The 24,604-nt window shown below is 63.7% G+C and carries 22 protein-coding genes; 8 read left to right on the top strand and 14 right to left on the bottom strand.

Features of this window, described 5'->3' with window-relative positions:
• Nucleotide 1 precedes the first annotated feature (1 nt).
• The 3 genes from JTF07_RS11875 to JTF07_RS11865 are packed head-to-tail and all read left to right on the top strand — an operon-like array spanning nt 2 to nt 3,354.
• Nucleotides 2-1,252 carry an allantoate amidohydrolase gene (locus JTF07_RS11875; protein ID WP_204234471.1) on the top strand — a complete coding sequence of 417 codons (1,251 nt, stop codon included), beginning with the start codon at nt 2-4 and terminating at the stop codon, nt 1,250-1,252.
• Nucleotides 1,249-2,601: a formimidoylglutamate deiminase gene (locus JTF07_RS11870; RefSeq protein WP_204234470.1), complete on the top strand. Its 1,353-nt coding sequence runs from the start codon at nt 1,249-1,251 to the stop codon at nt 2,599-2,601. The genes JTF07_RS11875 and JTF07_RS11870 overlap by 4 nt, the downstream gene beginning before the upstream one ends.
• 3 nt (nt 2,602-2,604) lie before the next feature.
• Nucleotides 2,605-3,354, top strand: coding sequence for an IclR family transcriptional regulator (locus JTF07_RS11865; protein ID WP_204234469.1), 750 nt, complete (start codon nt 2,605-2,607; stop codon nt 3,352-3,354).
• Between the two features lie 40 nt (nt 3,355-3,394).
• On the opposite strand, the gene JTF07_RS11860 is transcribed toward JTF07_RS11865, so the two are convergent.
• From JTF07_RS11860 to JTF07_RS11845, 4 genes are all read right to left on the bottom strand, one after another.
• Nucleotides 3,395-5,065 carry a BCCT family transporter gene (locus JTF07_RS11860; RefSeq protein WP_204234468.1) on the bottom strand — a complete coding sequence of 557 codons (1,671 nt, stop codon included), beginning with the start codon at nt 5,063-5,065 and terminating at the stop codon, nt 3,395-3,397.
• Nucleotides 5,066-5,279: 214 nt separating this feature from the next.
• A complete protein-coding gene (locus JTF07_RS11855; RefSeq protein WP_204234467.1) occupies nt 5,280-5,579 on the bottom strand; it encodes an AtuA-related protein in 300 nt (99 codons plus the stop codon).
• A complete protein-coding gene (locus tag JTF07_RS11850; RefSeq protein ID WP_353843951.1) occupies nt 5,576-6,973 on the bottom strand; it encodes an acyclic terpene utilization AtuA family protein in 1,398 nt (465 codons plus the stop codon). The genes JTF07_RS11855 and JTF07_RS11850 overlap by 4 nt, the downstream gene beginning before the upstream one ends.
• A gap of 56 nt (nt 6,974-7,029) precedes the next feature.
• Complete coding sequence (locus JTF07_RS11845; protein ID WP_353843950.1) at nt 7,030-8,460, bottom strand: CitMHS family transporter; 1,431 nt, start codon at nt 8,458-8,460, stop codon at nt 7,030-7,032.
• 88 nt (nt 8,461-8,548) lie between these two features.
• Between JTF07_RS11845 and JTF07_RS11840 the strand changes: the two genes are divergently transcribed.
• Complete coding sequence (locus tag JTF07_RS11840) at nt 8,549-9,433, top strand: LysR family transcriptional regulator (RefSeq protein WP_204234465.1); 885 nt, start codon at nt 8,549-8,551, stop codon at nt 9,431-9,433.
• A gap of 187 nt (nt 9,434-9,620) precedes the next feature.
• Here the strand turns inward: JTF07_RS11840 and JTF07_RS11835 are convergent, their stop codons facing one another.
• The 3 genes from JTF07_RS11835 to JTF07_RS11825 form a co-directional block, all read right to left on the bottom strand.
• On the bottom strand, nt 9,621-10,433 hold the full coding sequence (locus JTF07_RS11835) for an endo alpha-1,4 polygalactosaminidase (RefSeq protein WP_204234464.1): 813 nt from the start codon (nt 10,431-10,433) through the stop codon (nt 9,621-9,623).
• Between the two features lie 156 nt (nt 10,434-10,589).
• Nucleotides 10,590-10,970, bottom strand: coding sequence for a VOC family protein (locus JTF07_RS11830; RefSeq protein WP_204234463.1), 381 nt, complete (start codon nt 10,968-10,970; stop codon nt 10,590-10,592).
• 363 nt (nt 10,971-11,333) lie between these two features.
• A complete protein-coding gene (locus JTF07_RS11825; RefSeq protein ID WP_204234462.1) occupies nt 11,334-12,539 on the bottom strand; it encodes a methyltransferase domain-containing protein in 1,206 nt (401 codons plus the stop codon).
• 205 nt (nt 12,540-12,744) lie between these two features.
• On the opposite strand from JTF07_RS11825, the gene JTF07_RS11820 reads away from it, so the two are divergent.
• Genes JTF07_RS11820 through JTF07_RS11810 form a run of 3 tightly spaced genes read left to right on the top strand, consistent with a single transcriptional unit; the run spans nt 12,745 to nt 15,932 of the window.
• Entirely contained in the window at nt 12,745-14,169 is a 1,425-nt protein-coding gene (locus tag JTF07_RS11820) for an amidohydrolase family protein (RefSeq protein WP_353843949.1), read from the top strand.
• A complete protein-coding gene (locus tag JTF07_RS11815) occupies nt 14,145-14,891 on the top strand; it encodes a sulfite exporter TauE/SafE family protein (protein ID WP_353843947.1) in 747 nt (248 codons plus the stop codon). The genes JTF07_RS11820 and JTF07_RS11815 overlap by 25 nt, the downstream gene beginning before the upstream one ends.
• A gap of 24 nt (nt 14,892-14,915) precedes the next feature.
• Entirely contained in the window at nt 14,916-15,932 is a 1,017-nt protein-coding gene (locus tag JTF07_RS11810) for a LacI family DNA-binding transcriptional regulator (RefSeq protein WP_204234461.1), read from the top strand.
• Between the two features lie 27 nt (nt 15,933-15,959).
• On the opposite strand, the gene JTF07_RS11805 is transcribed toward JTF07_RS11810, so the two are convergent.
• The 5 genes from JTF07_RS11805 to JTF07_RS11785 form a co-directional block, all read right to left on the bottom strand.
• Complete coding sequence (locus JTF07_RS11805; RefSeq protein WP_204234460.1) at nt 15,960-17,348, bottom strand: uracil-xanthine permease family protein; 1,389 nt, start codon at nt 17,346-17,348, stop codon at nt 15,960-15,962.
• 156 nt (nt 17,349-17,504) lie between these two features.
• Nucleotides 17,505-18,047: a hypothetical protein gene (locus JTF07_RS11800; protein ID WP_204234459.1), complete on the bottom strand. Its 543-nt coding sequence runs from the start codon at nt 18,045-18,047 to the stop codon at nt 17,505-17,507.
• A 93-nt stretch (nt 18,048-18,140) separates the two neighbouring features.
• On the bottom strand, nt 18,141-18,923 hold the full coding sequence (locus JTF07_RS11795) for a methyltransferase type 11 (RefSeq protein ID WP_204234458.1): 783 nt from the start codon (nt 18,921-18,923) through the stop codon (nt 18,141-18,143).
• A 236-nt stretch (nt 18,924-19,159) separates the two neighbouring features.
• A complete protein-coding gene (locus JTF07_RS11790) occupies nt 19,160-19,519 on the bottom strand; it encodes a DoxX family protein (RefSeq protein WP_204234457.1) in 360 nt (119 codons plus the stop codon).
• 28 nt (nt 19,520-19,547) lie between these two features.
• The gene (locus JTF07_RS11785) at nt 19,548-20,198 is read right to left on the bottom strand and encodes a TetR/AcrR family transcriptional regulator (protein WP_204234456.1); all 651 of its coding nucleotides are present in this window, start codon (nt 20,196-20,198) and stop codon (nt 19,548-19,550) included.
• Nucleotides 20,199-20,308: 110 nt separating this feature from the next.
• Here JTF07_RS11785 and JTF07_RS11780 point away from each other — a divergent pair, with 110 nt between their 5' ends.
• Entirely contained in the window at nt 20,309-21,571 is a 1,263-nt protein-coding gene (locus JTF07_RS11780) for an Nramp family divalent metal transporter (protein ID WP_204234455.1), read from the top strand.
• A 49-nt stretch (nt 21,572-21,620) separates the two neighbouring features.
• Here JTF07_RS11780 and JTF07_RS11775 read toward each other — a convergent pair whose 3' ends face one another.
• On the bottom strand, nt 21,621-23,156 hold the full coding sequence (locus JTF07_RS11775; RefSeq protein WP_213018804.1) for a lipase maturation factor family protein: 1,536 nt from the start codon (nt 23,154-23,156) through the stop codon (nt 21,621-21,623).
• A 118-nt stretch (nt 23,157-23,274) separates the two neighbouring features.
• The gene (locus JTF07_RS11770) at nt 23,275-24,600 is read right to left on the bottom strand and encodes an SLC13 family permease (protein ID WP_204234453.1); all 1,326 of its coding nucleotides are present in this window, start codon (nt 24,598-24,600) and stop codon (nt 23,275-23,277) included.
• Nucleotides 24,601-24,604: the final 4 nt, after the last annotated feature.

Here is a 24,604-nt window from a genome sequence, read left to right as displayed (position 1 = left end):
GATGAGCGACGTCGTCTCCCTCCTGGCCCAGATCGAGGACACCGGCCGTGACACTCGTGGTCCCGGCTACCAGCGGGCAGGGTTCTCGAACACCGAACGCGAACTCCGCGACTGGTTCCTCGCCGAGGCGGCCCGCCGAGGCCTCGACACCGAGATCGATGGCAATGGCATCACCTGGGCGTGGGCGACCGCGCCCGGTGACAACGCCGTCGTCACCGGCTCTCACCTCGACTCCGTCCCCGGCGGAGGTGCCTTCGACGGCCCCCTCGGCGTCGCCTCGGCGCTGGCGGCCTTCGATGACCTCAAGGCGTCGGGAGCACTCGAGCGCGCCCAGCGGCCGCTCGCGCTCGCCGTCTTCCCCGAGGAAGAGGGCTCACGCTTCGGCGTCGCCTGCCTCGGATCGCGCCTCATCACCGGCGCCATCGAGGCCGACCGGGCACTGGGACTCACCGACGCCAATGGTGACACCTTCGCCGACGTTGCGACGGGCTACGGGCTCGACCCGAACCGCATCGGCACCGACGAAGCCCGGCTGGAGCAGGTCGGATCCTTCATCGAACTCCATGTCGAGCAGGGCATCGGTCTCATCAACACCGACCAGGCAGTGGCGATCGGCTCCTCGATCATCGGCCACGGCCGCTGGCACTTCGCGTTCTCCGGCCAGGGCAACCACGCCGGCACCACCCCGATGAGCCACCGCGCGGACCCGGTCGTCGCCGGCAGTCGCGTCATCGGAGACATCCCGGTCCTCGCTGCCACCCACGACCAAGCCGTGGCCACGGTCGGCCGCACCCTCATCCACCCGGGCGGAACGAACGTCATCGCCTCGGGCATGAGCTTCTGGCTCGACATCCGTCACGCCGATGACGCTGTCGTCAGACACGTGCTCGAGTCGATCTCGAAGCGCGCCCGCGAGCACGCCGAGAGTGCCGGCGTTGAGGTGTCGATCTCCCAGGAATCGTACTCACCGACGACGTACTTCACCGCCGAACTCAACTCCCGGCTGACCTCTGTGCTGCCCGATGCGCCGCTGCTGCCCTCGGGCGCCGGACACGATGCGGGCATCCTTGCACCGCACGTGCCCTCGGCGATGCTCTACGTGCGCAACCCGACCGGAGTTTCGCACGCACCCGAAGAGGCCTGCGAGGTCGACGACCAGCGCGCCGGTGTCTCCGCCCTGGTCAAGGTCCTCGAAGGGGAGCTTGGAGTGAGCGGTTCGGGTGCTGCCGAGTCTGTCGAGGCCGCATCATGAGCACACGCTTCTGGTGCGAAACCGCCTGGGTCGACGGAGAGCTCGCCACCGGCGTCCTGCTCACTGCCGATGAGGCAGGCACCCTGACCTCAGTCGAGACAGGAATCGACACTCCACCCACCATCGCCGAGGTGGTTCCCGGCTTCACCCTGCCCGGTGGGGTCAACGCCCACTCCCACGCCTTCCACCGCATCCTGCGCGGCCGCACCCACGGTGACGGCGGCACCTTCTGGACGTGGCGCGACGTCATGTACTCCGTGGCCGCGAAGCTGAGCCCGGAGAACTACGAAACCGTGGCTCGGGCGGTCTTCGCGGAGATGCTCGCCGGCGGCTACACCTCGGTGGGGGAGTTCCACTACGTCCACCACACACCCGACGGGACGCCGTATGCGAACCCTCACGCGATGGAACGGGCGCTGGCACGAGCAGCCACCTCGGCAGGATTGCGCATCCGACTCCTCGACACCTGCTACCTCACGGGCGGCATCGACACCGATCTCTCGGAGGAACAAGCTCGCTTCGGTGACGGAGGCATCGACAGTTACATGGACCGCCACGCGGACCTATCACAGTCTTTCGACACCGAGTTCCCGGTCGGATCTCCTGGTGAGAGCTTCGTCTACGTGGGATCGGCCATCCACTCGATCCGCGCGGTCCCGGCAGCCAACCTGCCCAGATTCGCCGAACTTGAGGGACCCGTTCACGTGCACCTGTCCGAACAGCCTGCAGAGAACGACGCCTGCCAAGCCGCCTACGGAACGACACCCACGCAGGTCCTCGACCGCTCAGGCGTGGTCGCGTCGAATCTTTCGGCCGTCCACGCCACGCACCTCAGCGATGACGATATCGCGACCTTGGGCCGGGCCCCGGCCACCATCGTCATGTGCCCGTGCACGGAAGCCGACTTGGCCGACGGCATCGGCCCGGCCCGCGAACTCGCCGACGCTGGGGCCACGATCTCGATCGGCTCCGATCAGCACGTGGTCCTCGACGCCCTGCGCGAGACCCAGGGTATGGAAGCCGGGGAGCGTCTGCGGTCAGGTCAGAGGGGACGATTCTCGCCTGCCGAGCTCATCACCTCCCTGACGACGGGTGGGGCGCGCAGCCTCGACCTGCCCGTCGGTGAACTGGCCGTGGGCAAGGCATGTGACTTCATCGCAGTGAGAACCGACAGCATGCGCACCTTCGGAGCGGTGGGTGAACAGATCATCCTCTCGGCCACCTCGGCGGATGTGACGATGACTGTCAGCGGTGCCCACGTCCGGGTCCGCGACGGTGTGCACACCGAACTCGGCGAAATCTCGAAGCTCTACCGGGCTGCGTTCGCAGCCCTTGGGATGGAGGTCTGAGCTGTGGCTGAGGTTCCGGCACTGCGGCGCTCGATCGCGATCCTGCGGCATCTTGCCTCATCGAATCGTCCGATCTCCGCCGGTGCACTGGTGCGGGCGCTGGAGATCCCACGCTCGAGTGCCTACGAACTGCTCACCGTGCTCGAGGAGCTGGGACTCGTCGTTCGCACTGAAACGGGATATGTCCTGGGGGCAGGCGTGCACGAGCTGGGCAGCTCCTACCTGCGCACGAACCCTCTGCAGCGCCTGGCGCAGCCCATCGTTCGGCAGCTTGCCGACGACACTGCTGCCACTGCCCAGCTTGCCGTCATCCGCGGTTGGGAGACCGTGTACGTTCTCAAGGAGCAGTCGCTGAAATCGGTCGCGGTGATCACTGCGACGGGGGTGCGCATGCCCAGCTACCTGACGGCGACCGGGCGGGCGATACTCGCGCATCTGCCCAAGTCAGAAGTGCTGGCGATGTTCCAATCCGAGTCCGGATTCGTCACCCGCACCGGTCAGGGCCCGACCACGGTCAAGGCGCTCAACGCGATCCTGGCCCAGGACCGGCGAGCCGGGTGGGCGATCGAACACGGCGAGGTCACCCCGGGAATCTCAACGATCGCGGCCCCCGTCTACGATGTCCTCTCTCGTCCGATCGCGGCAATCGGACTCTCCCTCGCTGGTGATGCGCTGACAGAGGACACCGACACCGAACCACTCGTGGACAAGGTCCTCGCGGCCGCTGCCGAGGTGACCGCCAAGCTGCGGTGATCCGCTCGATGTTCGGTGGTCCGCTCGGCGCAGCCGGAACTCAGAGTCCCAGGACGCGCCTCTCGCGGGCGACTTCTTCAACGATCTGATGGTCGCTGCGCAGCTCCTTGATCAATGCGATGCCGAGGATGATGACGATGATGGTGAACGGTACTGCTGAGAGCATCGCCGCCTGCTGAAGTGCCTGCAGGCCTCCGACGAGAAGCAGCACGATGGCGCAGGCCCCGGTGAGGAATCCCCAAGTGGCGATGACCGGCCGCTTCGGCTCGAACGAACCTCGCGAGGACAGCGAACTGAGCACGAAGGTGTTCGAATCAGCGGAGGAGACGAAGAACAAGGTCACCATGACGATCGTGAAGACCGAGGACAGGAGCGAGAACGGCAGCTGATCGAGAAGACTGAAGAACGCGGTGTCGAGGTTGGCCTGAGTGGCTTCTCCGATCTTCGCACCGTCGATGTCGAGCTTGATCGCGGACCCTCCCATGATGGTGAACCACACGAAGAACACCGCGCTGGGGACGAGCAGGACACCGGCGACGAATTCGCGGATCGTGCGACCCTTGGAGATCTTGGCCAGGAAGATCCCGACGAAGGCGCTCCAGGACAGCCACCAGGCCATCATGAAGTACGTCCAAGAGAGCATCCATTCGCTGTCTTCGGCGCTCGAAGGGGTCATGAAGCTCAGTTCGAGGAAGTTGCCGGCGAAGGAGCCGACCGAGCGCACGAAGAGATTCGCCACGAAGCCGCTGGGCCCGGTGATGAAGACGAAGAGTCCGAGGATGGTCGCCATTGTCAGCGTGATCTGTGAGATGTACTTGATGCCGCGGCTGACTCCGGTGAATGCCGAAGTGGTGAACAGCAGCGTCAGCACACCGATGACCACGATCTGCAAGACGATGGTCGCATCGATGCCGAAGACAGTGTTGAGTCCTTCACCGATCTGAGAGGCGCCGAGGCCCAGCGAGGTTGTCGTCCCGAAGAGAGTGGCAATGATGGTGAGGATGTCGATGAACTTGCCGACCCAACCGTCGACGAACCGGCCGAGCACCGGACGCAGCATGGTTGAGACCAGCGCTGGGCGGCCTTTCCTGTGCGTCGAATAGCCGATCGCCAGACCGAAGACGCCGAAGATGGCCCAGGCTTGGAAACCCCAGTCGAGATAGGAGAACTGCATGGCTCGGATCGCGGCGTCCATGGTCTCCGGCTCGGCCAGGCCGTGTGGTGGAACCATGAAGTGGGACATGGGTTCGGCGACACCGTAGCTGACAAGGCCGATGCCCATGACCGCGGCAAGGACCATCGATAGCCAGGTGAGGGTGGTGTACTCCGGTCGTGAATCTGCGGATCCGAGTCTGATGCGCCCGAATCGGCTCGCGGCGAACCACACGAGCATGACGATCGCGGCGAAGGGCACGACGAGGTAGATCCACCCGAAGCTCGATGACACTGCGGTCATCGCTGTGGTCATGATGTCGCCGAGGCTGTCAGGGGAGACTGTGGCCCAGACGACGAAGGCGATGACGAAGGCCACCGACCAGTAGAAGACGGTGCCGATCGAGCCGCGACGAGCGGAGTCGGCATCCTGCGCGGCTGCTGCGTCTGCGGCAATCTTGTCGGATGCAGTGGTATTCGCAGTGGGGTCAGGCTCCGAGTCAGGTTCAGCCGCGGGGTCAGGCTCCGGTTCGGGTACGTGGTTGTCCAGCATCGTCATCGTGGTCTCCAAGCTCGAGTCCGCCTCGGCGGCGGGCAGGAGTCTTCATCAGGGGGCGGTGGGGGTAGTGCGCAACGGCAAGAAACAGGCTCCGCGAACTGGGGTGTTCGTGGAGCCTTGTAGGTGACGAGTGTATTCGCTTCAGCGTGGAATGTCCGCCTCGTTTCGGCACCCTGATGAAGAGTGTGAGGTATCTCGCTAGGACACCCGGGAGTCAGATTTCGAGCGTGAGCAGGTGGTAGCTCATGGTCTTTCCGTGTCCGTCCAGGTTGGGAGAGCCGGTGACTCCGCCGCCGAGCAGCCCGGAGAGTTCGAAGCTGAAGGAGTGCAGAGTCGGCAGCTCACTGCGCGTGACAGCCCGTGCGTTGAGGCCGAAGTGAGCGGCGACGCGTTCGACGCTGAGCTCCTGGTCAAGCAGCTCAAAGGCCGCCTGGTCATGGGCGATCACTGCGAGGATGAGGGTATCGCCCTTGTCTCCGGTGCGCACCGACGCGAGTTCGTCGATCTGGGTCATGCGGGGTCTCCTCTTCGCCTGGCGGCGGTGTTCTCATCGGCGGGGTCGTTGTTCGCGGGTGCATTCGCTGAGTCGTCAACGAACTCGACGCTGACCGCTTCTTCGATGATCGTCCGATCCACACTGCATGACTTCACCGAGACGACGCTGTGTACGGACTTTCGGGCACCCCCACCTCCGGCCGGACCATTGGTGTAAAGAGCTTCGACCTCATCACCGATGATCGAAGCCACCTGCCGGGTCGCTGCGCTCCCGACGATGCGCAGACGTACCTCAGCGGGGTCATCGACTGCGACCAGACCGCGGAATGCCGCAGCCATTCCAATGTATTCGACGAACACCGACTCGGGATCGACATCGTAGAGCTCATCGAGGCGTTGGACAACGATGGCCGCGGCCAGTTCGGCACGTTCCTTCGACCGGAGACCGGAGTAGCTGAGCTGTCCTTCGCCCTGCCACCCGGAGTCGTAGCCGAGAGTGACCTTGAGGGTGCTGGGCCGGGGCGTTCCCGTCCCTCCGCTCACACGCACTCGGTCGACGTCTGCCTCCTCGAAGCGCACGTGGGAGAAGTCCGCGATGACATCGGGGGTGATGTAGGCGCTGGGGTCAGAGACTTCGTAGAGGAGCTGTTCGGTGCAGGTACGTGTTGTGACCTCGCCTCCCGAACCCTCGAGTTTGCTCAGGACGGCCTGCGCATTCGCGTCGACGTCGGCGAAGGGGAATCCGAGACGGGCGAGGCCGGCAACGGGTTTCGTCACCGGGTCAGCGAAATAGCCGCCGGTCACCTGACCCGCGCATTCGAGCAGATGTCCGATGACCGTGGCTCGGCCGATGAGATCGGCATCGCTGTGGTCCCAATCGAAGGAGTGTGCCAGAGCACCGACGTAGAGCGAGGGGTCTGCGACGCGTCCGGTGATGACGATGCGTGCACCGGAGTCCAGAGCTCGGCGAATCGGTTCGGCCCCCAGATAGGCATTGGCCGAAATCAGCTCACCGTCGGCGGTGGATGCCGGCTGCCCGGTTTCCCATGTCAGCGGATCCTCGTCGCTGACGATGCTGAGAACGTCGTCCCCGATGACGTAGGCAACGGGCAGGTCGACGTCCAACTCTCGAACCGCCTCGGCGACGGCATGCGCAGCAGCCCGCGGATTCGCGGCACCGCCGTTGGTCACGATGCGGGTACCGTTGGCGGCGCAGTGAACGGCGACTGACCGGATGCGCTCGACCAGAGTCGGGTCGAAACCGGTATGTGCAGTCTCCCTCTCACGGCGCTGGGCCGCGGCCACCGTCCTCTCTCCGAGGAGTTCGAAGACGAGGAAATCGAGCCTGCCATGCTCGGCCAAGGAGATCGCGGGATCGAGCCGGTCACCGGCGAATCCCGCCCCAGCCCCCACCCGGACATGATGGGCAGGTTTGGGCGGTGATGAGAGCCCGGACGGGCTCGATAGGGTCAAGCTACCCACAGGGGAATCACTCCGATCACGATTGCAGCGATGAGGACGATGATACTGACCAGCCAGGCCCAGCCGATGAGGCCGAGGATGTGCTTGCCGATCGGTACGTTCGCCAACCCGACCAGCAGGTAGAACGAACCGGTCAGCGGGCTGATGGGGAAGCCGAGAGTCTCCTGCCCGATGACCGAAGCCTGGGCGAGGACGACCGGGTCGATGCCGTAGTTCGATCCCACTGCAGACAGGACGGGAAGGACGCCGAAGTAGTAGGCGTCGGGGCCGAAGAACAGGCTCATGGGCACGCCCAGCACCGCGACGACGATGGGCAGGATCGGCATGATCCCGGCGGGTAGGACCTGGACCGCGGAGTCGGCCATCGACTCGATCATTCCGCTTTCATCGAGGATGCCGAGGAGGACGCCGGCGGCCAAGAGTGTGCTGGCCATGAGCATGGCTGACTTCGCACTGATATCGAACTGTCGGGACTGATTCTCCAGGCCGCGGAAGTTGATGATGAGCGCGAGGATCGTGGCTGCGAGGAATGTGATGGCAGGCGAGACGATGCCCCACATCAGCACCACGAGAGTCGCAAGCAGGATGAGGCCGTTGACCCACAGTGGGATGTTGCGGTGGTCCTTTTCGGGGGAGTCATCGGTCGCAGCAGGGCTGTCAGTGCCATCGGCGGCGGTGCGGTGGGCATCGGCGTCCACCATCACCGAGGAGGTCCGTGCCCCGTCGTCTGCACCGGAGGAACGTGTGGTCCGGTGGGAATCATGGGCGTGGACAGGTTCGGCGAATTCGGAGGGCTTTCCCTTGGCGATGCGCCTGGCTTCGCGACTGCCGAGGAACCAGGCGACTCCGAGCGCGGCGATGACTCCGACGATCTGAGAGGGGATCAGCGGTGTCCACACCTCGTTCGCCTCGACGCCGACGGTGGCCGCGGCACGCGCGGTCGGTCCACCCCAGGGGAGCATGTTCATGGCACCGGCACCCAGACCCACACATGCTGTCAGCGTCAGGCGGCTCATGCCCAGACGTTGGTAGATCGGCAGCATGGCCGGAATGGTGATGAGGAACGTGGTCGCACCGGCGCCGTCGAGGTGGGCCACGCTGGCCAGGAGGGTCGTGGCTACGGCGACGGCCTTCGGAGAAGAGCCGCCGAGGCGGATGATCCGATCGATGATCGGATCGAAGAACCCGACGTGGCGCAGTATTCCGAAGAAGACGATCGCGAAGACGAACATCACGACGACGCTGGCGACGCTGGTGATGCCGGCTAACGCGAATTCGCTGACCTTCGACGGTGAGTTGCCAGCGATGAGAGCCGCGACGATCGGGACTCCGGCAAGTGCAACGATGGGTGAGACCTTCTGCATGAGCAGCAGAGCGAGAATCACCAGCATTGATACGTATCCAATGAGTGAAAGCACCTTTGATTCCTTTCTCAGAGATCAGCTTCTATGATCCAGGATCATTGAGCGACCAGTCCAATACCGATTCGCTCTACACTGATGATCTATGGTTATCAATCTGGCGATGTACCACCTGCGCACAATCGAGGCGCTGCACCGACTGCGCAGCTTCACCCTCGCCGCTGAGGACGTGCAGGTCTCTCAACCTGCAGTCAGCAGGGCGCTGGCCGAAGCCGAACGGCGTATCGGCGGTAGACTCTTCGATCGCAGCACGCGCTCGGTCGTGCCGACGCGTCTGGGCGAGGAGGTCTCCGCTCACGCCTCGATGGCCGTCGCCACCTACGATGAGGCGCTCGACCGGATCTCACGGCATATGAATGGTGATGACGGGGTTGTGCGGGTGGCATGCCTGCCCTCGGTGACCGCGACGCTGCTTCCCGCGGTGATCTCCGATTTCCGTCGCGATCTGCCGCAGGTGGGTCTGAAGATCCATGACGAACCGCAGGAGAACGTGGCCGAGAAGATCCTCAATGGAACGGTTGATCTGGGAATTCTGGCACTCGACTCAAGCATCCCAGCCGAGCTGGAGGTTGAGGGAGTTGCTTCAGACCGGTTGGTGGCGATCATGCCCGTTGGGCACCGCCTCGCTCAGCGGGAAGAGCTCGTGTGGACCGACTTCGCTCGCGAGAAGTTCATCGGCTTCGACGCCGTGACCAGCATCGGGCCCTTGGTCACCCACGCCTTCGCCAAGCACGATGTGACCGTCGACATCGTGCAGACGGCACGCAGCATCCCGGCTGTCGGCGGCCTGGTTTCGGCCGGGTTGGGTGTTTCCGTCGTGCCCGAGATGGTCGTTCCATTGGTGAAGTTCGAGGGCATCGAGAGCGTGCCGATCAGCCCAGCCATCGAACGCACCTTAGTTGTCGTCCACCGCAAGCGCGGTCCACTCCCAGCCGTCGTCGAACGGTTCCGCCAGAGCCTGCTGTCGTGACGATTCGCCGCCTTTCCCAGGATCTGACTGACGATTGGTAAGCTCTGGTCGATCCAAGCGCCTGGATCGACTAGGACTGACCGATCGTTGCTCGTTGCTCGTTGCTCGTTGCTCGTTGCTCGTTGCTCGGCCGAAGGGCAAGCGTGTGGGCGACCCTGTTCTCGGGTCTTCGAAGGTCGAAGCGGGATCAGCAGTGGCGAGCTGTGTGGCGCGGGTTATCGGCGACAGTGAGATCGCGGTCGCGCAGAACAGCTGAGGTCGGTGTCTCGGGGTCTCCGCAGATGTCGTCCCAGTCGCGAGGGAGGTTGTCGGTGTATTCGATGTCGATGACCGCCTGGCCGTAGACCCGGCTGTACTCATCGCACTCTCGGAAGGCCGAACACTCTTCGGCGACGGCAAAATCGAACCCGACTTCTTCGTGCAGAATACGTGAGAATTCTGCTGCGTTCTTCTGTCCGACCGCGAGGCCGAGGCGATGAGAGAGTTCAACAAAGGAGCTTGCCAGAGCTGCGTTGTCTTCCATGACGAGCGCCTTCTGAGAGCGGGTGAACGAGTCGAAATTGTCGAACTCAACGGCATCGAAGCCCGCTTCGGCGCACTCGTGTATCCACGCACTGACCGTGTCGAAGACTCTCTTGCGCTTGTCATTGGTCGACGTGTCGATCAGAACCTCATCAGGCCACTCGGGATCGACAAGTGCCTTGCCGTCTCTGGACAACAGCAGATCCGAGTCCCAGGACCCAAGTTCATCCGGCTGTGTCTGAAAGCCGTTGACGTAGCAGATCGAGTAGCGACCAGGGGCTGGTTCGACCGACCTGTCACGCGCAACGATGCTGACACCTTCAGCTGGCTCATACGCGCCGCCGAGTTGGTAATCGGGGAGGCCCCCGGCAGGCGGAGCTTCCACCGCATGCGCTGTTGTCGTGCCGTCAGGGGGAGAGGTTCGGGTCGGTTTCGGTGCGCAGGCAGCAAGCGAGGCTGCGATCAATGCTCCGATCACCAGGATTGATCCTTCGCGCCGCATGCAACAGATCCTACACAGCCTGGTGGGTGCTCCTGACCGACCAGCAAACCAGGCTGTGCAGCGGATCCGTGCCCGGCCACCGGAAACCGGGGCTGGCTGACTCACTCAAGTGCGGGCCTCACCGGCATAGACTCACAGGTACGGCTTCGTGATGAGCTCCAAATACATGCCGGACGGGTCCAAGAAGTACACGCCTCGGCCGTCGTGTTCGGTATTCGTCTCGTGCAGGCGAGTCCGCTGCGGGTCCGCCCAGTAGTCGAGGCCCCGTTCGTCCAACAGTGCCACCGCGCGATCGAAATGATCATCCGTGCAGATGAAGGCCATGTGCACGGGCTGGATTTCGAAGGTCGGCGGGGGAGTCGCGAACTGAATCATCACACCCTCGTCGAGCATGATGTTGGAGAAGACTCCCCACGACCGAGTGTGCTCGGCCTCGAGGACGTCGACGTAGAACTGAGCCGATTCCGCCGGATCGGCGGCGGCGATGATGGTGTGGTTGAAGATTGCTGACATGATGTCCTTTCGAAAAGTGGATTCTGCGTGAGATATACCTTCGAAAGGGGGTGGACCGCGAATATCGCACTCGCGTCCACGGCGGCTCAACGGTCGACCGGGTGACCGATCCGTGAGCGGCTGAAAGCCTGTCCGGTCATGGTCCACAGCTTAACCGATGTGAGGGTCAGCCGCCCGTGCGAAAGGAACATCAGGATCTCTGAAATCAGCCGCTCTCAAACCATGGAAGCTCGAAACGGTTGGTAAGAACTGGTCGATCCAGGCACCGGGATCGAGCAGGACTTACCAACCGTTGCTGGCCGCCAGGCAAGTGTGGGAAGTCGTTGACGCCAAATGCAGGTGCTCTGCGCGCGGACGTCGAGTTCACTGACGTCGCAGCACCACAGCGACCTCGAGATGCTTCGTATGCGGGAACATGTCGAAGACCCGGGCCTGGACGACCGCGTAGCTCGGCATCCGGTCGAGGTCCTTGGCAAGGGTGAGCGGATTGCAGCTCGAGTAGACGACGTGCTCAACGCCGGAGGTGTCCAAGGCTGCCGACAGCCTGGCCCCGATCCCTCGCCGAGGTGGGTTGACGATCACGCAGTCCGGTCGTTCGCCGGTCGCCAGGTTCGCCTCGGCGAATTCCGTTGCATCGCCGGCGATGAACTCGACTGTGGCACCTGACTGGGAGCCGAAACCGAGTTCGGCAGCGCTGATCTTCGCGGATTCGATGGCCTGGTCACTCAGTTCGACGCCGGTGACCGTGCGCGAAGTCTGCTGAACGCTCGCCCCCGCGCAGTACAACGCGAACCCGCCCACGCCGCAGTACAGATCCCACAGCGAGTCCGGCGCAATCTCCTCGACCCAGTCGGCTACCTGGTTGTAGAGACCGATCGCCACAGCAGTGTTGGTCTGGAAGAAGGACTGCGGACGCAGGTGCAGGTCGACCCGGTCGAGGTTCATGCGCAGAGAACCACCGAGCAGCATCTCTTCCTGACTGCCCTCGAGTACGGCCTTGTGCTCCGGCAGCAGATTGACGGAGATGACCGTGGCCGTCGGGACCAGCGCAATGAGCTGGTCACGCCTGGATCGCAGCACGTCGAGGCCGTGCTGGGAACGGACGACGAATCTGATCATCAGATCCCCCGCAGGTGCGGCGGTGATGTGGACGAACTTCAGCTCACCTCGGCGAGCTAGTACGTCATAGGGGTCGAGGCTCGAATTGTTGAGGAACTGGCCGATGATCGGGATGATCGCGCGGATCTGAGGGGCCTGGATTCCGCACTCGCGCAGGTCGACACCGTGGAAGTCCTGATCCAGGATGCCCAAGGTGACTGCGCCGGTCGAACCGCCCACGGCAAGCTTCGCCCGGTTGCGGAAGTCGTGGTCGCCACCGACAGCGGCCGGAAGCCAGACTTCGGGGGAATGGTCGGCCAGCACCTGGCGGGACCAGGCCTCTTTGTCCGCCACCTGATCGTGGAGGGGCGTTTCGATGAAGGTGCAGGAGCGGCACAGCCCGTCGTTGAAATAGTGGCAGTCCAGTTGCCCGTTTTCCGCCGAGGTGGGGGTGAGGGGCAAAGAGGTCATGGACCCATTTTACTGTCTCGGCCCGTGCCCCGCCCCGTGTTCCGCCCCAGGGCAGCACGCCGTGCTGGCCACAGACTTTCGGGCCGTTGACGCACCCCAGTGACGACCCGTAGACTAAAGTGACCAAATCGATTTGGCTTTCTTGGGTGGAGACCTCCGCTCGATAGCGTTGACCAGAGGAAAATGCAGGGTCGAAGAGGCCCCTGTGACGACGAAGGATGACATGACTCAGCTGCGCAATCTGCATCAGGCCCCGACGCTGCTCACCCCCGAACAGGTCCTCCTTCCCGAAGGTTCGCAGTCCGACTACGGCGTCCTCGTTGCCCACGGTCGCATCGCGGCAGTCGGGTCGCTCGAAGCGGTTGCCGCTGAAGCCCCCGCCGATGTCTGCCGCATCGACCTGCCAGGGCGCCTCCTCATGCCGGGCTTCATCGACGCCCATCATCACCTCACGCAGTCCTTCGGCAAGTCACTCGTCTTCGGTGAACCCTCCGAGATCTTCCAGCGCGTCTGGGTGCCGATGGAGGCGAACATGGACGCCGAGGCCATCGACGTCGCTGCCCGTCTGGCCGCGTGGGAATCACTGCGCGGCGGCTTCACCACGGTCGCCGATGCGGGCACCCGGGCCAGCGTCGATGTCTCGGCCATCTCCGATGTCACCTCCGAACTCGGCCTGCGCTGCGTACTCGGCGTGATCTGCAACGACCTCGGCGGAGGGAGAAGAACCGCTGAGGTCGCCGAGGTGGTCGCCGCCGCCGAACGGCACCTGAACCGGTGGGACTCCGATCCTCTGGTCCACCCCTCGCTGGCAGTCTCGATTCCCGAGGTCGCCTCGGACGAAGCCCTGATCGCGGTCACGCAGCTGGCACGCGAAGCAGGAGTCCCCTTCCAGACCCACCTCAACGAACATCTCGCCGCAGTCGAACGATCCCTCATCGCGAACGGAGAGCGTCCGCTGGAACGACTCGCCCGCCTCGGCGCCCTGGGTCCCGAACTCCTGGCTGCGCACGCCACCCTCCTGACTCCACGCGAGATCCGGCTCCTGGCCGACAGCGGAGGGGCCGTCGCCTACAATCCGGTGGCGAGCTCCTGGAAGGGCAATGCGGTCGCACCCGCTCTGCTCATGCATGAACTGGGAATGCGTGTGGGGCTGGGCACCGACGGCACGCGCTCGGATGCCTTCCGTCTCCTCGATGCGGCTGAAACAGCACAGAGACTGACCGGTGGAACCGCCGTCGGCGACTCCTCGAGCGGCGGAGGCTGGACCTGGCTCGAACAGGGACTGCGCGGGGGAGCCGACGCAGTTGGCTTGGCAGGACAGGTCGGAGAGATCGCACCCGGAGCACTTGCGGACCTGCTCGTGATCGACCTCGAGGTTCCCGAATTCGTGCCGTCCTGGGATGTGCCCTGGGAGCTCGTGCGCACCGCCAACCGCGACCAGATCGAGGCCGTGATCGTCGACGGCAGGCTCCGGCTCGAGAGGGGGTGGCCCGTCGACTGGGACGGACGTGCCTTCCTTGAGCGTGCCCGCGAGGTCTCCCAGCGAGTCGTCGCCGATTCTCCGATCACCCGTATCGACCCGTCGGCGAGTGAACATCGCGCGGCGTGGATGAGCGAGCACCGCCGGTGACGGTCCTCGGGCTCTCGATCCTCGCCTTCAGCATCGTCGCGATCACCGTGCTGCTCTCAGCCTTCGTGCAGGGCTCGACCGGCATGGGCTTCGCCATGATCACGGCACCCGTCGTCAGCTTCATCGACCCAAGCCTCATCCCCGTGATGCTGCTCGTTCTGATGATCCCGTTGAACTTCTACGTTGCGGCCAGAGAGCGATCCGACATCCACTGGCACGGGGTGAAATGGATCAGCGTGGGCCGCTTCGCGGGCACGTTCTTCGGGCTGTGGATCCTCGTCATCGTCAACCTCCACCAACTCGCCCTGCTCATCGGCTGGTCAACGCTCGTGGCCGCCATCATCGCACTGCTCGCCCCGAAGTTCACTCCGAACAAGTCCGTTCTGGCGATCGTCGGACTCATCACCGGCGTCACCGAGACCTCCACCGGCATCGGCGGACCCCCCTACGCACTGGCCTACCAGCACAGTCCCGGCCCGGAACTGCGCTCGACGGTGGCTGTATGCTTCCTCGTCGGGGAAGTCATCTCCCTGATCGTCCTGGCCATCAGCGGTCAGGTCAGTGGGCCGACGATGCTGTTCACCGTCGCCATGCTGCCCTTCTTAGCCATCGGATCCTTCCTCAGCAGATACGTCCACCACCGCCTCGACGGTCCGGTGCTGCGGTACATCGTCCTCGGCTTCGCGATCATCTCCGGTGCCATCGTCATCATCCAGTCATGAGCCCTCGTCCAGTAGTCTGAGGTCATGGGAGATTCTTCGCGTCCGAGTCGGGCCACGATCGCCGATGTGGCTCGTGAAGCCGGTGTCTCGCGCACGACCGTGTCCCATGCCCTCAACGGTTTGGGCAAGGTCAACTCCGCGACGCGCGACAAAGTCAAAGAGGTCGCCGCCAGTCTGAATTATCGTCCCAGTGTCCGCGCCCAAGGTCTGCGGTCCGGCCGGTCCCAGGCGCTCGCCCTTCTGTCATCGATGCCCTCGGCCGTGTCCGCTGGACCGTCGCAGCTGGGATTCTTCACCGAACTCGCGATGGGATGCGCACGGATCGCTCTGCTCAAGGGCTACGTCTTCGTCCTCGCTCCACCCGACGGCGATGCCAATCCCGTCGACCGGCTCGACATCGATGGTGCGATCCTCCTTGAGCCAGCTGCTGATGACCCCATCGCGGCGGCTCTGAGCGACCGCGGCATTCCGTTCGTGGTCATCGATGGTCCTGCAGGCGAACGCACTGTGGATCTGCATCATGAAGACACCGCCGAGCTCCTCGTTTCGCATCTCGTGGAGCGCGGAGCGCAGCATCCGGCGCTCGTCGCGGGTACGGATCGGCGCAGATCGCAGGCTGCCGCACGAGAGGTCTATGAGGCTGCTGCCGCTCGTGTCGGGTTCACCCCTCTGATCGCCGAGGCGGACGAAAGTGACGGTGAGGACGGCGGGTACCGCGCGTCGGCCCGGCTGCTGGCTGAGTATCCGGAGGTCGATGGACTGATCGTTCCCATCGACGCGTTCGCCACCGGTGCCGTGCGGGCGGGAGTCGAGGCGGGACGGACGGTCGGAGACGATCTGCTCATCGCCACGAGGTATGACGGTCTGCGCGCCCGCACGAGCACACCGCCGCTGACCGCTGTCGACCTGGGGCTCGACGAGATCTCGGGCGCGGCCGTTGAGCGCCTCGTAGCTATTCTCGATGGTGGATCCGAGCCGGACGCCTCAAGTGCGTCCGCACCGACCCTCGTTGTCAGAGAATCGACCTCCGGGCCTGCTTGATCAGATCAGCAGAGCCATACCGGCACATCAGATCCGGTAGTCACCGGGGCGCTGAGCCAGGTGGCTGGGATCGTCGATTGCCGTCCGAGACTTCGGGTGCCTGTTGCGCTTGCCGGTGTGGTGGAAGAGCAGGTTGAGAAGCACCGAGACGAATGCGGCCATCGCCACCCCGCTGCCCAGCAGCGAGGCGACGTTGGGTGAGAGTTGCGAGTACATGCCCGGAATGAGCACAGGGAGGAGCCCGGCGGCCAATCCGACGGTGGCGGTGATGAGGTTGCCGGTCTGGTTGAAGTCGACCTTGGCGAGCATCTGTATGCCCAGAACGGCGATGATCGCGAAGACCACGACTGCCGTTCCGCCGACGACTGCCGCCGGTATGCCGTTGAGGATCCTGGCGATGGGGCTGATGCCGATGATGATGAGGAGGACGCCGGCGAAAGCTGTGACGAACCTGCTGCGCACACCCGAAGCACGCACAATGCCGACGTTCTCACCGCTGGTGACCATTGCCGGTGTGCCGAAGAGTCCACCGAAGATCGTGATGATGCCATCTGCGCGGATCAGCCGCGGAACGTCGCGACTGGCGTCGACCTTCTTCTCGACGACCTCGCCGTTGATGATCGTCTGTCCGGTCGCCTCTGCCATGGAGGCCAATGCCCACAGCAGCATCGGGATCGCAGCGATGACATCGAATTTCGGGGTGCCGAAGGGAAAGAGCGTCGGGGCCGCCAGCAGCGGGCCGCCGGTCTGTGCGGCGAAGTCGGTCACGCCCGTGAATGCGGCAACGATGGTGCCGCCGATGAGTCCGAGTGCGACCGAGAGTTTGCCGAGCATTCCGCGCAGGAACCGAAAGCACAGGACGGTGATGACGACTGTGATGAGGCCGAGCAGCAGGTTCTGCGGATCACCGAATGCCTTCGTGTCGGCCTCACCGACGATGAGCTTGCCGGTGACTTGGACGAGGTTGACGCCGATGACGATGACCATGATCCCGATGACCAGCGGCGGGAAGAATTTGAGCAGTTTCACGAACAGGGTGACTGCCAAGATGTAGAAGATGCCGGTGAGGATGACCGCACCCACGGCCGTCTCGATGTCGGTGCCCTGCCCGATCGTGATGAACAGAACCGTGGCTGCGCCACCGGGGAGCATGACGAAGGGCAGTTTGACTCCGATCTTCCATACGCCCACGGATTGGAGTATCGACCCGAGGCCGGAGAAGATGAAGACCGCCGCCAATATCGCCGAGGTGGCAGCCTCGTTGAGGTCCAATGCGCCGGCGATGAGGAAGACCGAGGAGATCGGTGTGGCCACCATGACCAGGACGTGCTGGATGGCGAACGGGATGAGCCTGTGCATCGGTCGGAGCTGGTCGACGGGATGAACGGCTTCGGCTGCTTCGGGTGCGGCGGTCATGGGACTCTCCTCGGAAACGCATCATGATCTGGCCCGGCAACATTGGGAGCCAAATCGATTTGTTTAATCGTCCCTGGAGACACGGATCGTGTCAAGAGTCAGTCTGAATATCGGACTGGATAGCGGACGAAGCCGAGGCTGAACTGTGCGAGAGCGTCAGGCGAAGGTGAAGCTGAGGACCAGGAAGGTCCCGAGGGAGATGAGGGGCGCTGAGATGGCAATGGCGATTGCGACGAACCCCTGAGTCCTGGCGCGGCCGGTACCGGCTGAGACGATGCCCATGATGAGGCCGGTGACGCCGAGAGCGGCGCACAGGACCTGAAGGCCGGCCAGTGCGATTGCGAGGTTCTGATACCAGCGTGGAACGTCGGTGAAGTAGTCGCCGAATTCAGCCTCCGATGGTCCGATGGTGACGCCGAGGACGATCGAGCTGAGCAGGGACAGTCCTGCGGCGACGATTGTGAGGACCAGGGACACCTTGCCCAGCTGCGGCCGGTTCGCACCTGCGGACGTTGCCCCGTCAAGATCGGTCTCAGCGTTGGTTGAAGCGGGTGGATGACCAGAGCTGTGCTTGTGACTGGCGCTGCGATGACTGGTGTCGTGCGCGTGACTTCCCAGACCCAGCGCCGCGGTATAGGGCTGCTGAGCGGCCAACTCGTCATCGGTGGGCTGAGGGTACATGAAGTCCGGCGAGGTCATGTCTTCGACACTATCCACGCCGACCGCTGCCCGCCCATGCGGCTTACCTGTGACCGAGGTCGGGAAAACCTGACCATCTGCGAAGGCAGATGGTCAGCGTTCGGCGACGATGAGGAAGCGCTTCTGAGTGACTTCGATCGGAGAGCGGCGGGCCGCCAGCCGGTCGAGGGCCACGAGGTTGTCGGCCACGGTGAACCCCGGGACGTCCCAGGGGGAATAGGCGAGGTACTCGATGACCGCTTCGACGTCGGCGAACTCCATCGTGCCGGTCCACTCGTCGGCATCGGTGATGGTGAAGCCCTGTTCCTCGAGCTCATTGAGGCGCGGACCGAGCCGGTTCTGGGGAGTCTCCGGACGGCCTCCGAACCAGAGCCTGAACTCGGAGGCTTCTGTGCCGTCGACCTGCTGGGTGAGGAAGCCTCCGTCGGGCTTCACGACTCGAGCGAGCCCGGCTGGATCGTAGCTCTCATGCCGGTTCATCACGAGATCGAAGAATTCGTCGGACCACGGCATGGGCTCGCCGGCCTCGCTGTCGTACTCGCGGACCTCGATGCCGTACTCCGCCAGCGCCGAGGTGGCCACATTCAGATTCGGCTTCCACCCCTCGCTGGCATGGAGAATGGGTTCGCGACCGAGGAAGCCGCCGACTGCACTGACGCGCCGGACGAGATCACGAAGGCGCTCGCCGCCCCCGGTTCCCATATCGAGGCAGGCAGCTGACCTCGCCATCGCCTTGGCGCAGGCCAGTTCAAAGTCCCAGGGCGGGTCGTCGGCTCTCAGGCGGGAGCCGAGTGCGGCGAAGTTCCACCCGGTCATCACTGCGGTCTCGTGGATCCACGACCAACGGGCGTATCGGTCCTCTGCAGATTCGGCCACGCTGCCAATCCTTCCGTCTCGCTGCCGACCTCTCGGCTCTGGCGCCTGCCGTTGGGCCGCGGTGCCAGATGTTCGGCCGAAGCGCCGGTCACTGTGGAATTACGTGCGATAAAACGCCGGTAGTCGACCGCAACTCCACAATGAAATCTACCGCAAGGGGCCACACGCTTCCACAGGTGAAGAACAAGTTCTCCGTCGCGGGCGCCGAGGCGATTCTGCGGTGTCCTGGCGGCGGCTCAGATGAGGAAGCAGAAGACGAGGATGAGGACGTTGGCCACGAGCAGTCCCAGGCAGTTGACCCAGAAGTCGCGGCCGACATAGCCGGCACGCAGATGGGCGGCGGCAGCGGTGAGGAAGTAGACGATGAGGCCGACGATCGCAGCCAGGCCGACGCCCGGAATCCAGAAGCCGGTGACCAGCCCGGCTGCCGCGAGGAACTTCACGACCGCGAGCACCCACCACCAATCGCGCGGGAGACCGACTCCGTCAAGGCAGTCGGCGATGACTTTCGGCGGCCAGAATGTCAGGAAACCGTCGACGAGGACGATGAAGGCCATCACCGCCACCGGCCACCAGGGTTCGGGGAGCAGGGTCATGTCGAACTCCTTATATCGGGAGACGGCGTCATACGGGTCGCCTCAGTTGGGTGTGGAACGCGATGCTGTCCGAGAGGGCTTCGGTTGCCTCGATGAGACTCATATCGCTGGCCGCCCACCGGAACAGGATGCCGAGGTAGGAGTCATAGAGTGCGACGGCACTGGCCTTGGCATATGCCTCGCTGATCCCGATCGAGACCAGGCTCGAAGACAGTTTGTCCTGCAGGTCCGCCGCCAGGGTCTCGAACACCTGAGGCTTGCCGACCACGCGCATCAGCGCGGCCGCGTAGTCCCGGGACAGGTCCTCGTGAGCGGCGAAGAATTCGAGGAACGGCAGGAAGATCCCCACCAGGTGGTTCTGCACCGCCGAGGTGGCCGCTGGCCTGGCGCCGGTTCGCGCCGATTGCGTGGCCTCCGTGATGGCACGTGCCCGAGCCGGGAGAGTGTAGGTCCCGGACTGGAGCTGGCCGATCCAGCGGTCGTAGCAGCGAACGAGGAGCACGTCCTTGTCGCCGGCGGCCATCACTCTGCCCACGGACACCTCGGCGCGTGTGGCGATGCCCCTGACGGTCGTGGTCTTGTATCCGAATTCGAGGAACAGATCGGCGGCGGCAGAGATGATCTTCTCCTCGGTTCTCAGCCGGCGACCTGCACGTGAGTGAACATGTTCAGTGAGCATAGTCGAATCATAGGCCTTTCTGTGTTCAGTGACCAGGGGTAGTCGAATCCAGAAGCGCAGTCCCAAGCGGAGATGTTGCCCGCAAGTGAAAGTTAATGTACCTTAACTTTATGAGCGTCGATCCATCGAAAACCGGCAGCCCCGAAGTCTCCGCGACCCGCCCGAAGAAGGTCTCGACGTTCTTCCTCCTGGGGCCGGCCTTCGTCGCGGCGATCGCATACGTCGATCCCGGCAACGTCGCCGCGAACCTCAGCGCGGGCGCCCAATACGGATATCTGCTCGTGTGGGTCCTCGTCGCGGCCAACCTCATCGCCGTTCTCGTGCAGTACCTGTCGTCGAAGCTCGGTCTTGTCTCCGGGCAGTCGCTGCCCGGCCTCCTCGGGAACAAGCTCAGTCGCCGGTCACGACTGGCATATTGGGGGCAGGCGGAGATCGTGGCTATCGCCACCGACATCGCCGAGGTGATCGGTGGTGCCATCGCCTTGAAGATCCTCTTCGACCTGCCGCTGCTTCTGGGTGGGGTCATCGTCGGCGTCGTGTCTCTGTTTCTGCTCTCGATCCAATCCACCCGTGGTCAGCGCCCCTTCGAAACGGTGATCATCACCTTGCTCGCAATCATCGCCATTGGCTTTCTAGCAGGGCTGTTCGTCGGCGATGTGAATTGGGGACAAGCGGCAGGTGGAATCGTGCCCAGACTTGAGGGCACGAACTCGGTGGTCCTCGCTGCCAGCATGTTGGGTGCGACCGTGATGCCCCACGCGATCTACCTGCATTCGGCGCTGTCCGTCGACCGGCACGGGGCAGCACCGCGTGCGTCGATTCCCCAGCTGCTCAGGGCCAGTCGGTGGGACGTCGTGCTCTCCCTCGTCATTGCAGGCTCGGTCAATATCGCCATGCTTCTGCTGGCCGCTGCCTCGCTGCGCGGTCAGGAGGGGACCGACACGATCGAGGGTGCGCACGCGGTCGTGTCGGCCAACCTCGGCGAGGTTGTGGGCCTGTTCTTCGGCATCGGACTGCTCGCCTCAGGCCTGGCCTCGAGTGCTGTCGGGTCCTATGCGGGGGCCTCGATCATGCAGGGCCTGCTGCGGGTCAATGTCCCGATCGTGTGGCAGCGGGCGGTGACCATGATCCCGGCACTCGTCATCCTGGGAATCGGAGCAGACCCGACCTGGTCGCTCGTCCTCAGCCAAGTCGTGCTCAGCCTCGGCATCCCGTTCGCGATGATTCCCCTGGTCAGGCTCACGACGAATCGGACGGTGATGGGCCAGTACGCGAACTCACGGATCATCACGCTCGTCGCCATCTTCGCGTCGGGGCTCATCATCGCCCTCAACGTCGTACTCATCGTGCTGCTGGCGCTGGGCATCGACTGAGTTCAGCACGCACTCAGCTGAATTCGGTCACACGGGCGAGCCCTCCACCTCACCCGTCCCGCAGGTCCGTGGGATCGACCATGGTACGAGGATTCGACCTCACCCACCACGGCCGAGGTTGTCCTTCCTCCCGAGCCTGCCGTCGTTCCTCACCGGTGGCGTAGCGGTAGGTGAAGATCCGGACCCGGATGAGGGCCGGTGCCTGACCGTCGAAGGGGTCAGGGCCCAGCTGCGTCCGGATCTGCGCATCCCCGTCCCCGATGCGCTCAAGCAGCGCATAGAACCAGGACTGCCGGTAGTCACCAAGGGCCGCGAACCACATCAACCAGTCCAGGCGCAGGTGATAGGGCGCAACGAGCGGGGAGCGACGATGCACGTCACCGGGCTTGCCCTTGAACACGTAGGGCCGCCAGTCTCCCGAGTCCATCGTCGCATCGGGATCCAAGGTGCCTTCGATGATGATCTCGTCACGGATCTCGGTCATCGAGCCGAAGGCGCCGTAGGCGTTGCCCAAGCCCCAGCGATTGAAGCTGGCATTCATCTTCTGACGTGGCGAGAATAGGTTGCGCAGAGCAGGGATGTTGAGCACGCACTGCCAGATGACGAAGGCCGCGCTGAGGATCGCCCACCACAGTGGGAAAGCGTAGGAAGCGTCAGCCACCTCGGCGCCGGAATAATCAGGCAGACCCCACCCGGGCCACTGGCCGCCGATGATCCAGCCCAGGAACGAATCGCTGATCCCAGCGAAGGCCAGGAGGATCGTGGCCCAATTCAGCCAGGCATAGTTGCCGGTGATGACGAGAGCGAGCTGTGTGATGATGATGGCCACGGCCGCGAAGGATGCGATGGGTTGGGGCAGGAACAGCAGCCACGGTGCGATGAGTTGGACGACGTGACTGCCAAGAGTCTCACCGCGATGCCACCATCCCGGCATCAGGTGGGCTCGGCGACTGAAGGGGCCCGGCATCGGCTGAGTCTGATGGTGATAGTCCATGGCGGTGAGATCTCGCCAGGAGCTGTCCCCGCGCATCTTGATCATGCCCGCCCCGAACTCGACGCGGACGACGAACCAGCGGAGGAAGACGATCATCAGCAGCGAGGGAGCCACCTCGTGAGAGCCGAGGAATCCGACCAGGAATCCGGCCTCAAGCAGGAGCGATTCCCAGCCGAAGCCGTAGAAGCGCTGCCCGATGCTCGAAATCGAGAAGTAGAGCCACCACATGAGTCCGAACACCGGGATTGTCGCCCACGCGGGCCCGGCCTGGGGGAGGCCGACGACGACGGTCATCGCCACGATCATGCCGATGCCGCAGACGATGTGCAGCCGGCGGTCTGTGTAGGTGAAGTGCTTCCACCGGAACAGACTCGGTGCCTGAGCGGAGGTGGTGAGTGCAATGAAGCGAGGTGCTGGGGTCAGCCCGCGCTCACCGAGCAGGGCGGGGAACTGGTTCCAGGCGCTGAGGAAAGCGATGAAGAAGAGGAGGCCGAATCCGCGCTGGAGGACCTCGCGGGCGATCGTGTAATCTTCGGCCGACAAGAATGACAGCACCGCGGTGATGTCCACGATGACCACCTCCCGGTTCATGCATTCGCAGAGCGCTCGACATCTCTGTCTCGACTATGGTCTGGTCGCTGTGGCTATGCAAGGCCCAGGTCAACGGAGCTGCGTATAACCCGGGGCAGGAGAATTGCAGGGAGAGGACCTACCACCAGCCAAACAGTGCCCACACGATGAGTGGGCCGACAACAACTGAAATCAGACCGTAAGTCAGCAGCTGTTTGAAAAGCCGAGGTCGCTCGGACTCTCGCGCCGCTCCCAGAATAAGGCCGCCTGTAATTCCCAAGGGATTGATATCGACGATCACCGCCGACAGAGCGACAGCGAGGATCGCACCGATTGGAGATACACCTGCTGCCACAACACTCGGAATGAGCGGCATAGCAGTGACGAAGACAGCGATGGAACTGGCGGCGAATGAGGTGATACCGGCGATGTAGCATAAAAGCAGAAGAGTGATCATCGGAGATCCGTCGATGGTCAACAACTCACTGATGCGGGCAAACGCGCCGAGTTTCTGCATCACTCCGATATATGTCAGCAGTCCACCGATCAAGAGGATGACGCCCCAAGGAATCTTCGCGACGGCTTGGGCAGGTTCCATCCGCAGGACGACGAGCTGAACACAGGCAACTGTGGCTCCCAGGAGGCCGATGTTCATATCGAATCCGACTGCAAAGACCAAGACAACAGCGATTCCTCCCAGAGTCACAACAAGATCACGGTGTCTCGGAGAGGTGCGGAGCACAGCGTCGACTCCGCCACCGATATCGCTTCCGCCGCTGATGCCACGTGTGCCGGCGTTGCTGGCGCCGCCAGTCTCTGAATCGTCAGAAGTAGGTATGCGGATGCGTCCTCGGGGCAGGAGACCTCGTGACCGGGTGTAGATGAGGGCCCCAATGCAGACGAGGACGCCTGCGAGGATCGAGCCTCCGAGCAGCGTCACTGGCGCAAGTTCCGGCAATGTGATGTCCGTGGCCGCGGCTTGCTGGTGGGCGGTGATGCCGAAGACGGCGAGTGGGGACAGCAGGCCGCTGAGGATGCCCATGATGCCGAGGACGGCCATCATGAGGGCAGGCAGGCCATAGCGGGCAGAGAGACCTAGTGCAATGGGAGCCACGATCGCAGTCGCTGCAGCCGGAAGTGTTCCGAATGCTGTCAGAAGTGCGCCGGCGAAGAACGGCACCAATGCGACCAGGACGGCGTTGCTACGTACGAGGCGAAGTATCCCGTCCAGCATCCAGTCCAGCGTTCCGTTGATTTGTGCAACCCCGAACAGGGCAGTCACTCCAACGATCATTATGAAGAAATCGCCTGGGAACAGGGCATTGATATCACCAGTCTCAGAGCCTGCCCAGAGACTGAAGGCAAACGCCGCGGCGAAGCACCCCAACCCGAGGTTGAACCCAGGCAACATTGTGGCGGTGAAGAGAAGAAGGAGCACGACAATCGAGATATCTGCAATATTCATTGTG

Source organism: Brevibacterium sp. RIT 803 (assembly GCF_016892625.1).
Lineage (GTDB): Bacteria > Actinomycetota > Actinomycetes > Actinomycetales > Brevibacteriaceae > Brevibacterium.
The sequence above is the reverse complement of the archived record's forward strand: the minus strand, read 5'-3'. Positions and strand labels throughout refer to the sequence as shown.

What these genes read in the sequence shown, in the direction of transcription:
- JTF07_RS11840 (WP_204234465.1), top strand. Translation starts at nt 8,549, where the DNA reads ATGGTTATCAATCTGGCGATGTACCACCTGCGCACAATCGAGGCGCTG.
- JTF07_RS11875 (WP_204234471.1), top strand. Translation starts at nt 2, where the DNA reads ATGAGCGACGTCGTCTCCCTCCTGGCCCAGATCGAGGACACCGGCCGT.
- JTF07_RS11785 (WP_204234456.1), bottom strand. Translation starts at nt 20,198, where the DNA reads ATGCTCACTGAACATGTTCACTCACGTGCAGGTCGCCGGCTGAGAACC.
- JTF07_RS11830 (WP_204234463.1), bottom strand. Translation starts at nt 10,970, where the DNA reads ATGTCAGCAATCTTCAACCACACCATCATCGCCGCCGCCGATCCGGCG.
- JTF07_RS11770 (WP_204234453.1), bottom strand. Translation starts at nt 24,600, where the DNA reads ATGAATATTGCAGATATCTCGATTGTCGTGCTCCTTCTTCTCTTCACC.
- JTF07_RS11775 (WP_213018804.1), bottom strand. Translation starts at nt 23,156, where the DNA reads ATGAACCGGGAGGTGGTCATCGTGGACATCACCGCGGTGCTGTCATTC.
- JTF07_RS11800 (WP_204234459.1), bottom strand. Translation starts at nt 18,047, where the DNA reads ATGACCTCGCCGGACTTCATGTACCCTCAGCCCACCGATGACGAGTTG.
- JTF07_RS11825 (WP_204234462.1), bottom strand. Translation starts at nt 12,539, where the DNA reads ATGACCTCTTTGCCCCTCACCCCCACCTCGGCGGAAAACGGGCAACTG.
- JTF07_RS11810 (WP_204234461.1), top strand. Translation starts at nt 14,916, where the DNA reads ATGGGAGATTCTTCGCGTCCGAGTCGGGCCACGATCGCCGATGTGGCT.
- JTF07_RS11790 (WP_204234457.1), bottom strand. Translation starts at nt 19,519, where the DNA reads ATGACCCTGCTCCCCGAACCCTGGTGGCCGGTGGCGGTGATGGCCTTC.
- JTF07_RS11860 (WP_204234468.1), bottom strand. Translation starts at nt 5,065, where the DNA reads ATGACGATGCTGGACAACCACGTACCCGAACCGGAGCCTGACCCCGCG.
- JTF07_RS11780 (WP_204234455.1), top strand. Translation starts at nt 20,309, where the DNA reads ATGAGCGTCGATCCATCGAAAACCGGCAGCCCCGAAGTCTCCGCGACC.
- JTF07_RS11870 (WP_204234470.1), top strand. Translation starts at nt 1,249, where the DNA reads ATGAGCACACGCTTCTGGTGCGAAACCGCCTGGGTCGACGGAGAGCTC.
- JTF07_RS11805 (WP_204234460.1), bottom strand. Translation starts at nt 17,348, where the DNA reads ATGACCGCCGCACCCGAAGCAGCCGAAGCCGTTCATCCCGTCGACCAG.
- JTF07_RS11855 (WP_204234467.1), bottom strand. Translation starts at nt 5,579, where the DNA reads ATGACCCAGATCGACGAACTCGCGTCGGTGCGCACCGGAGACAAGGGC.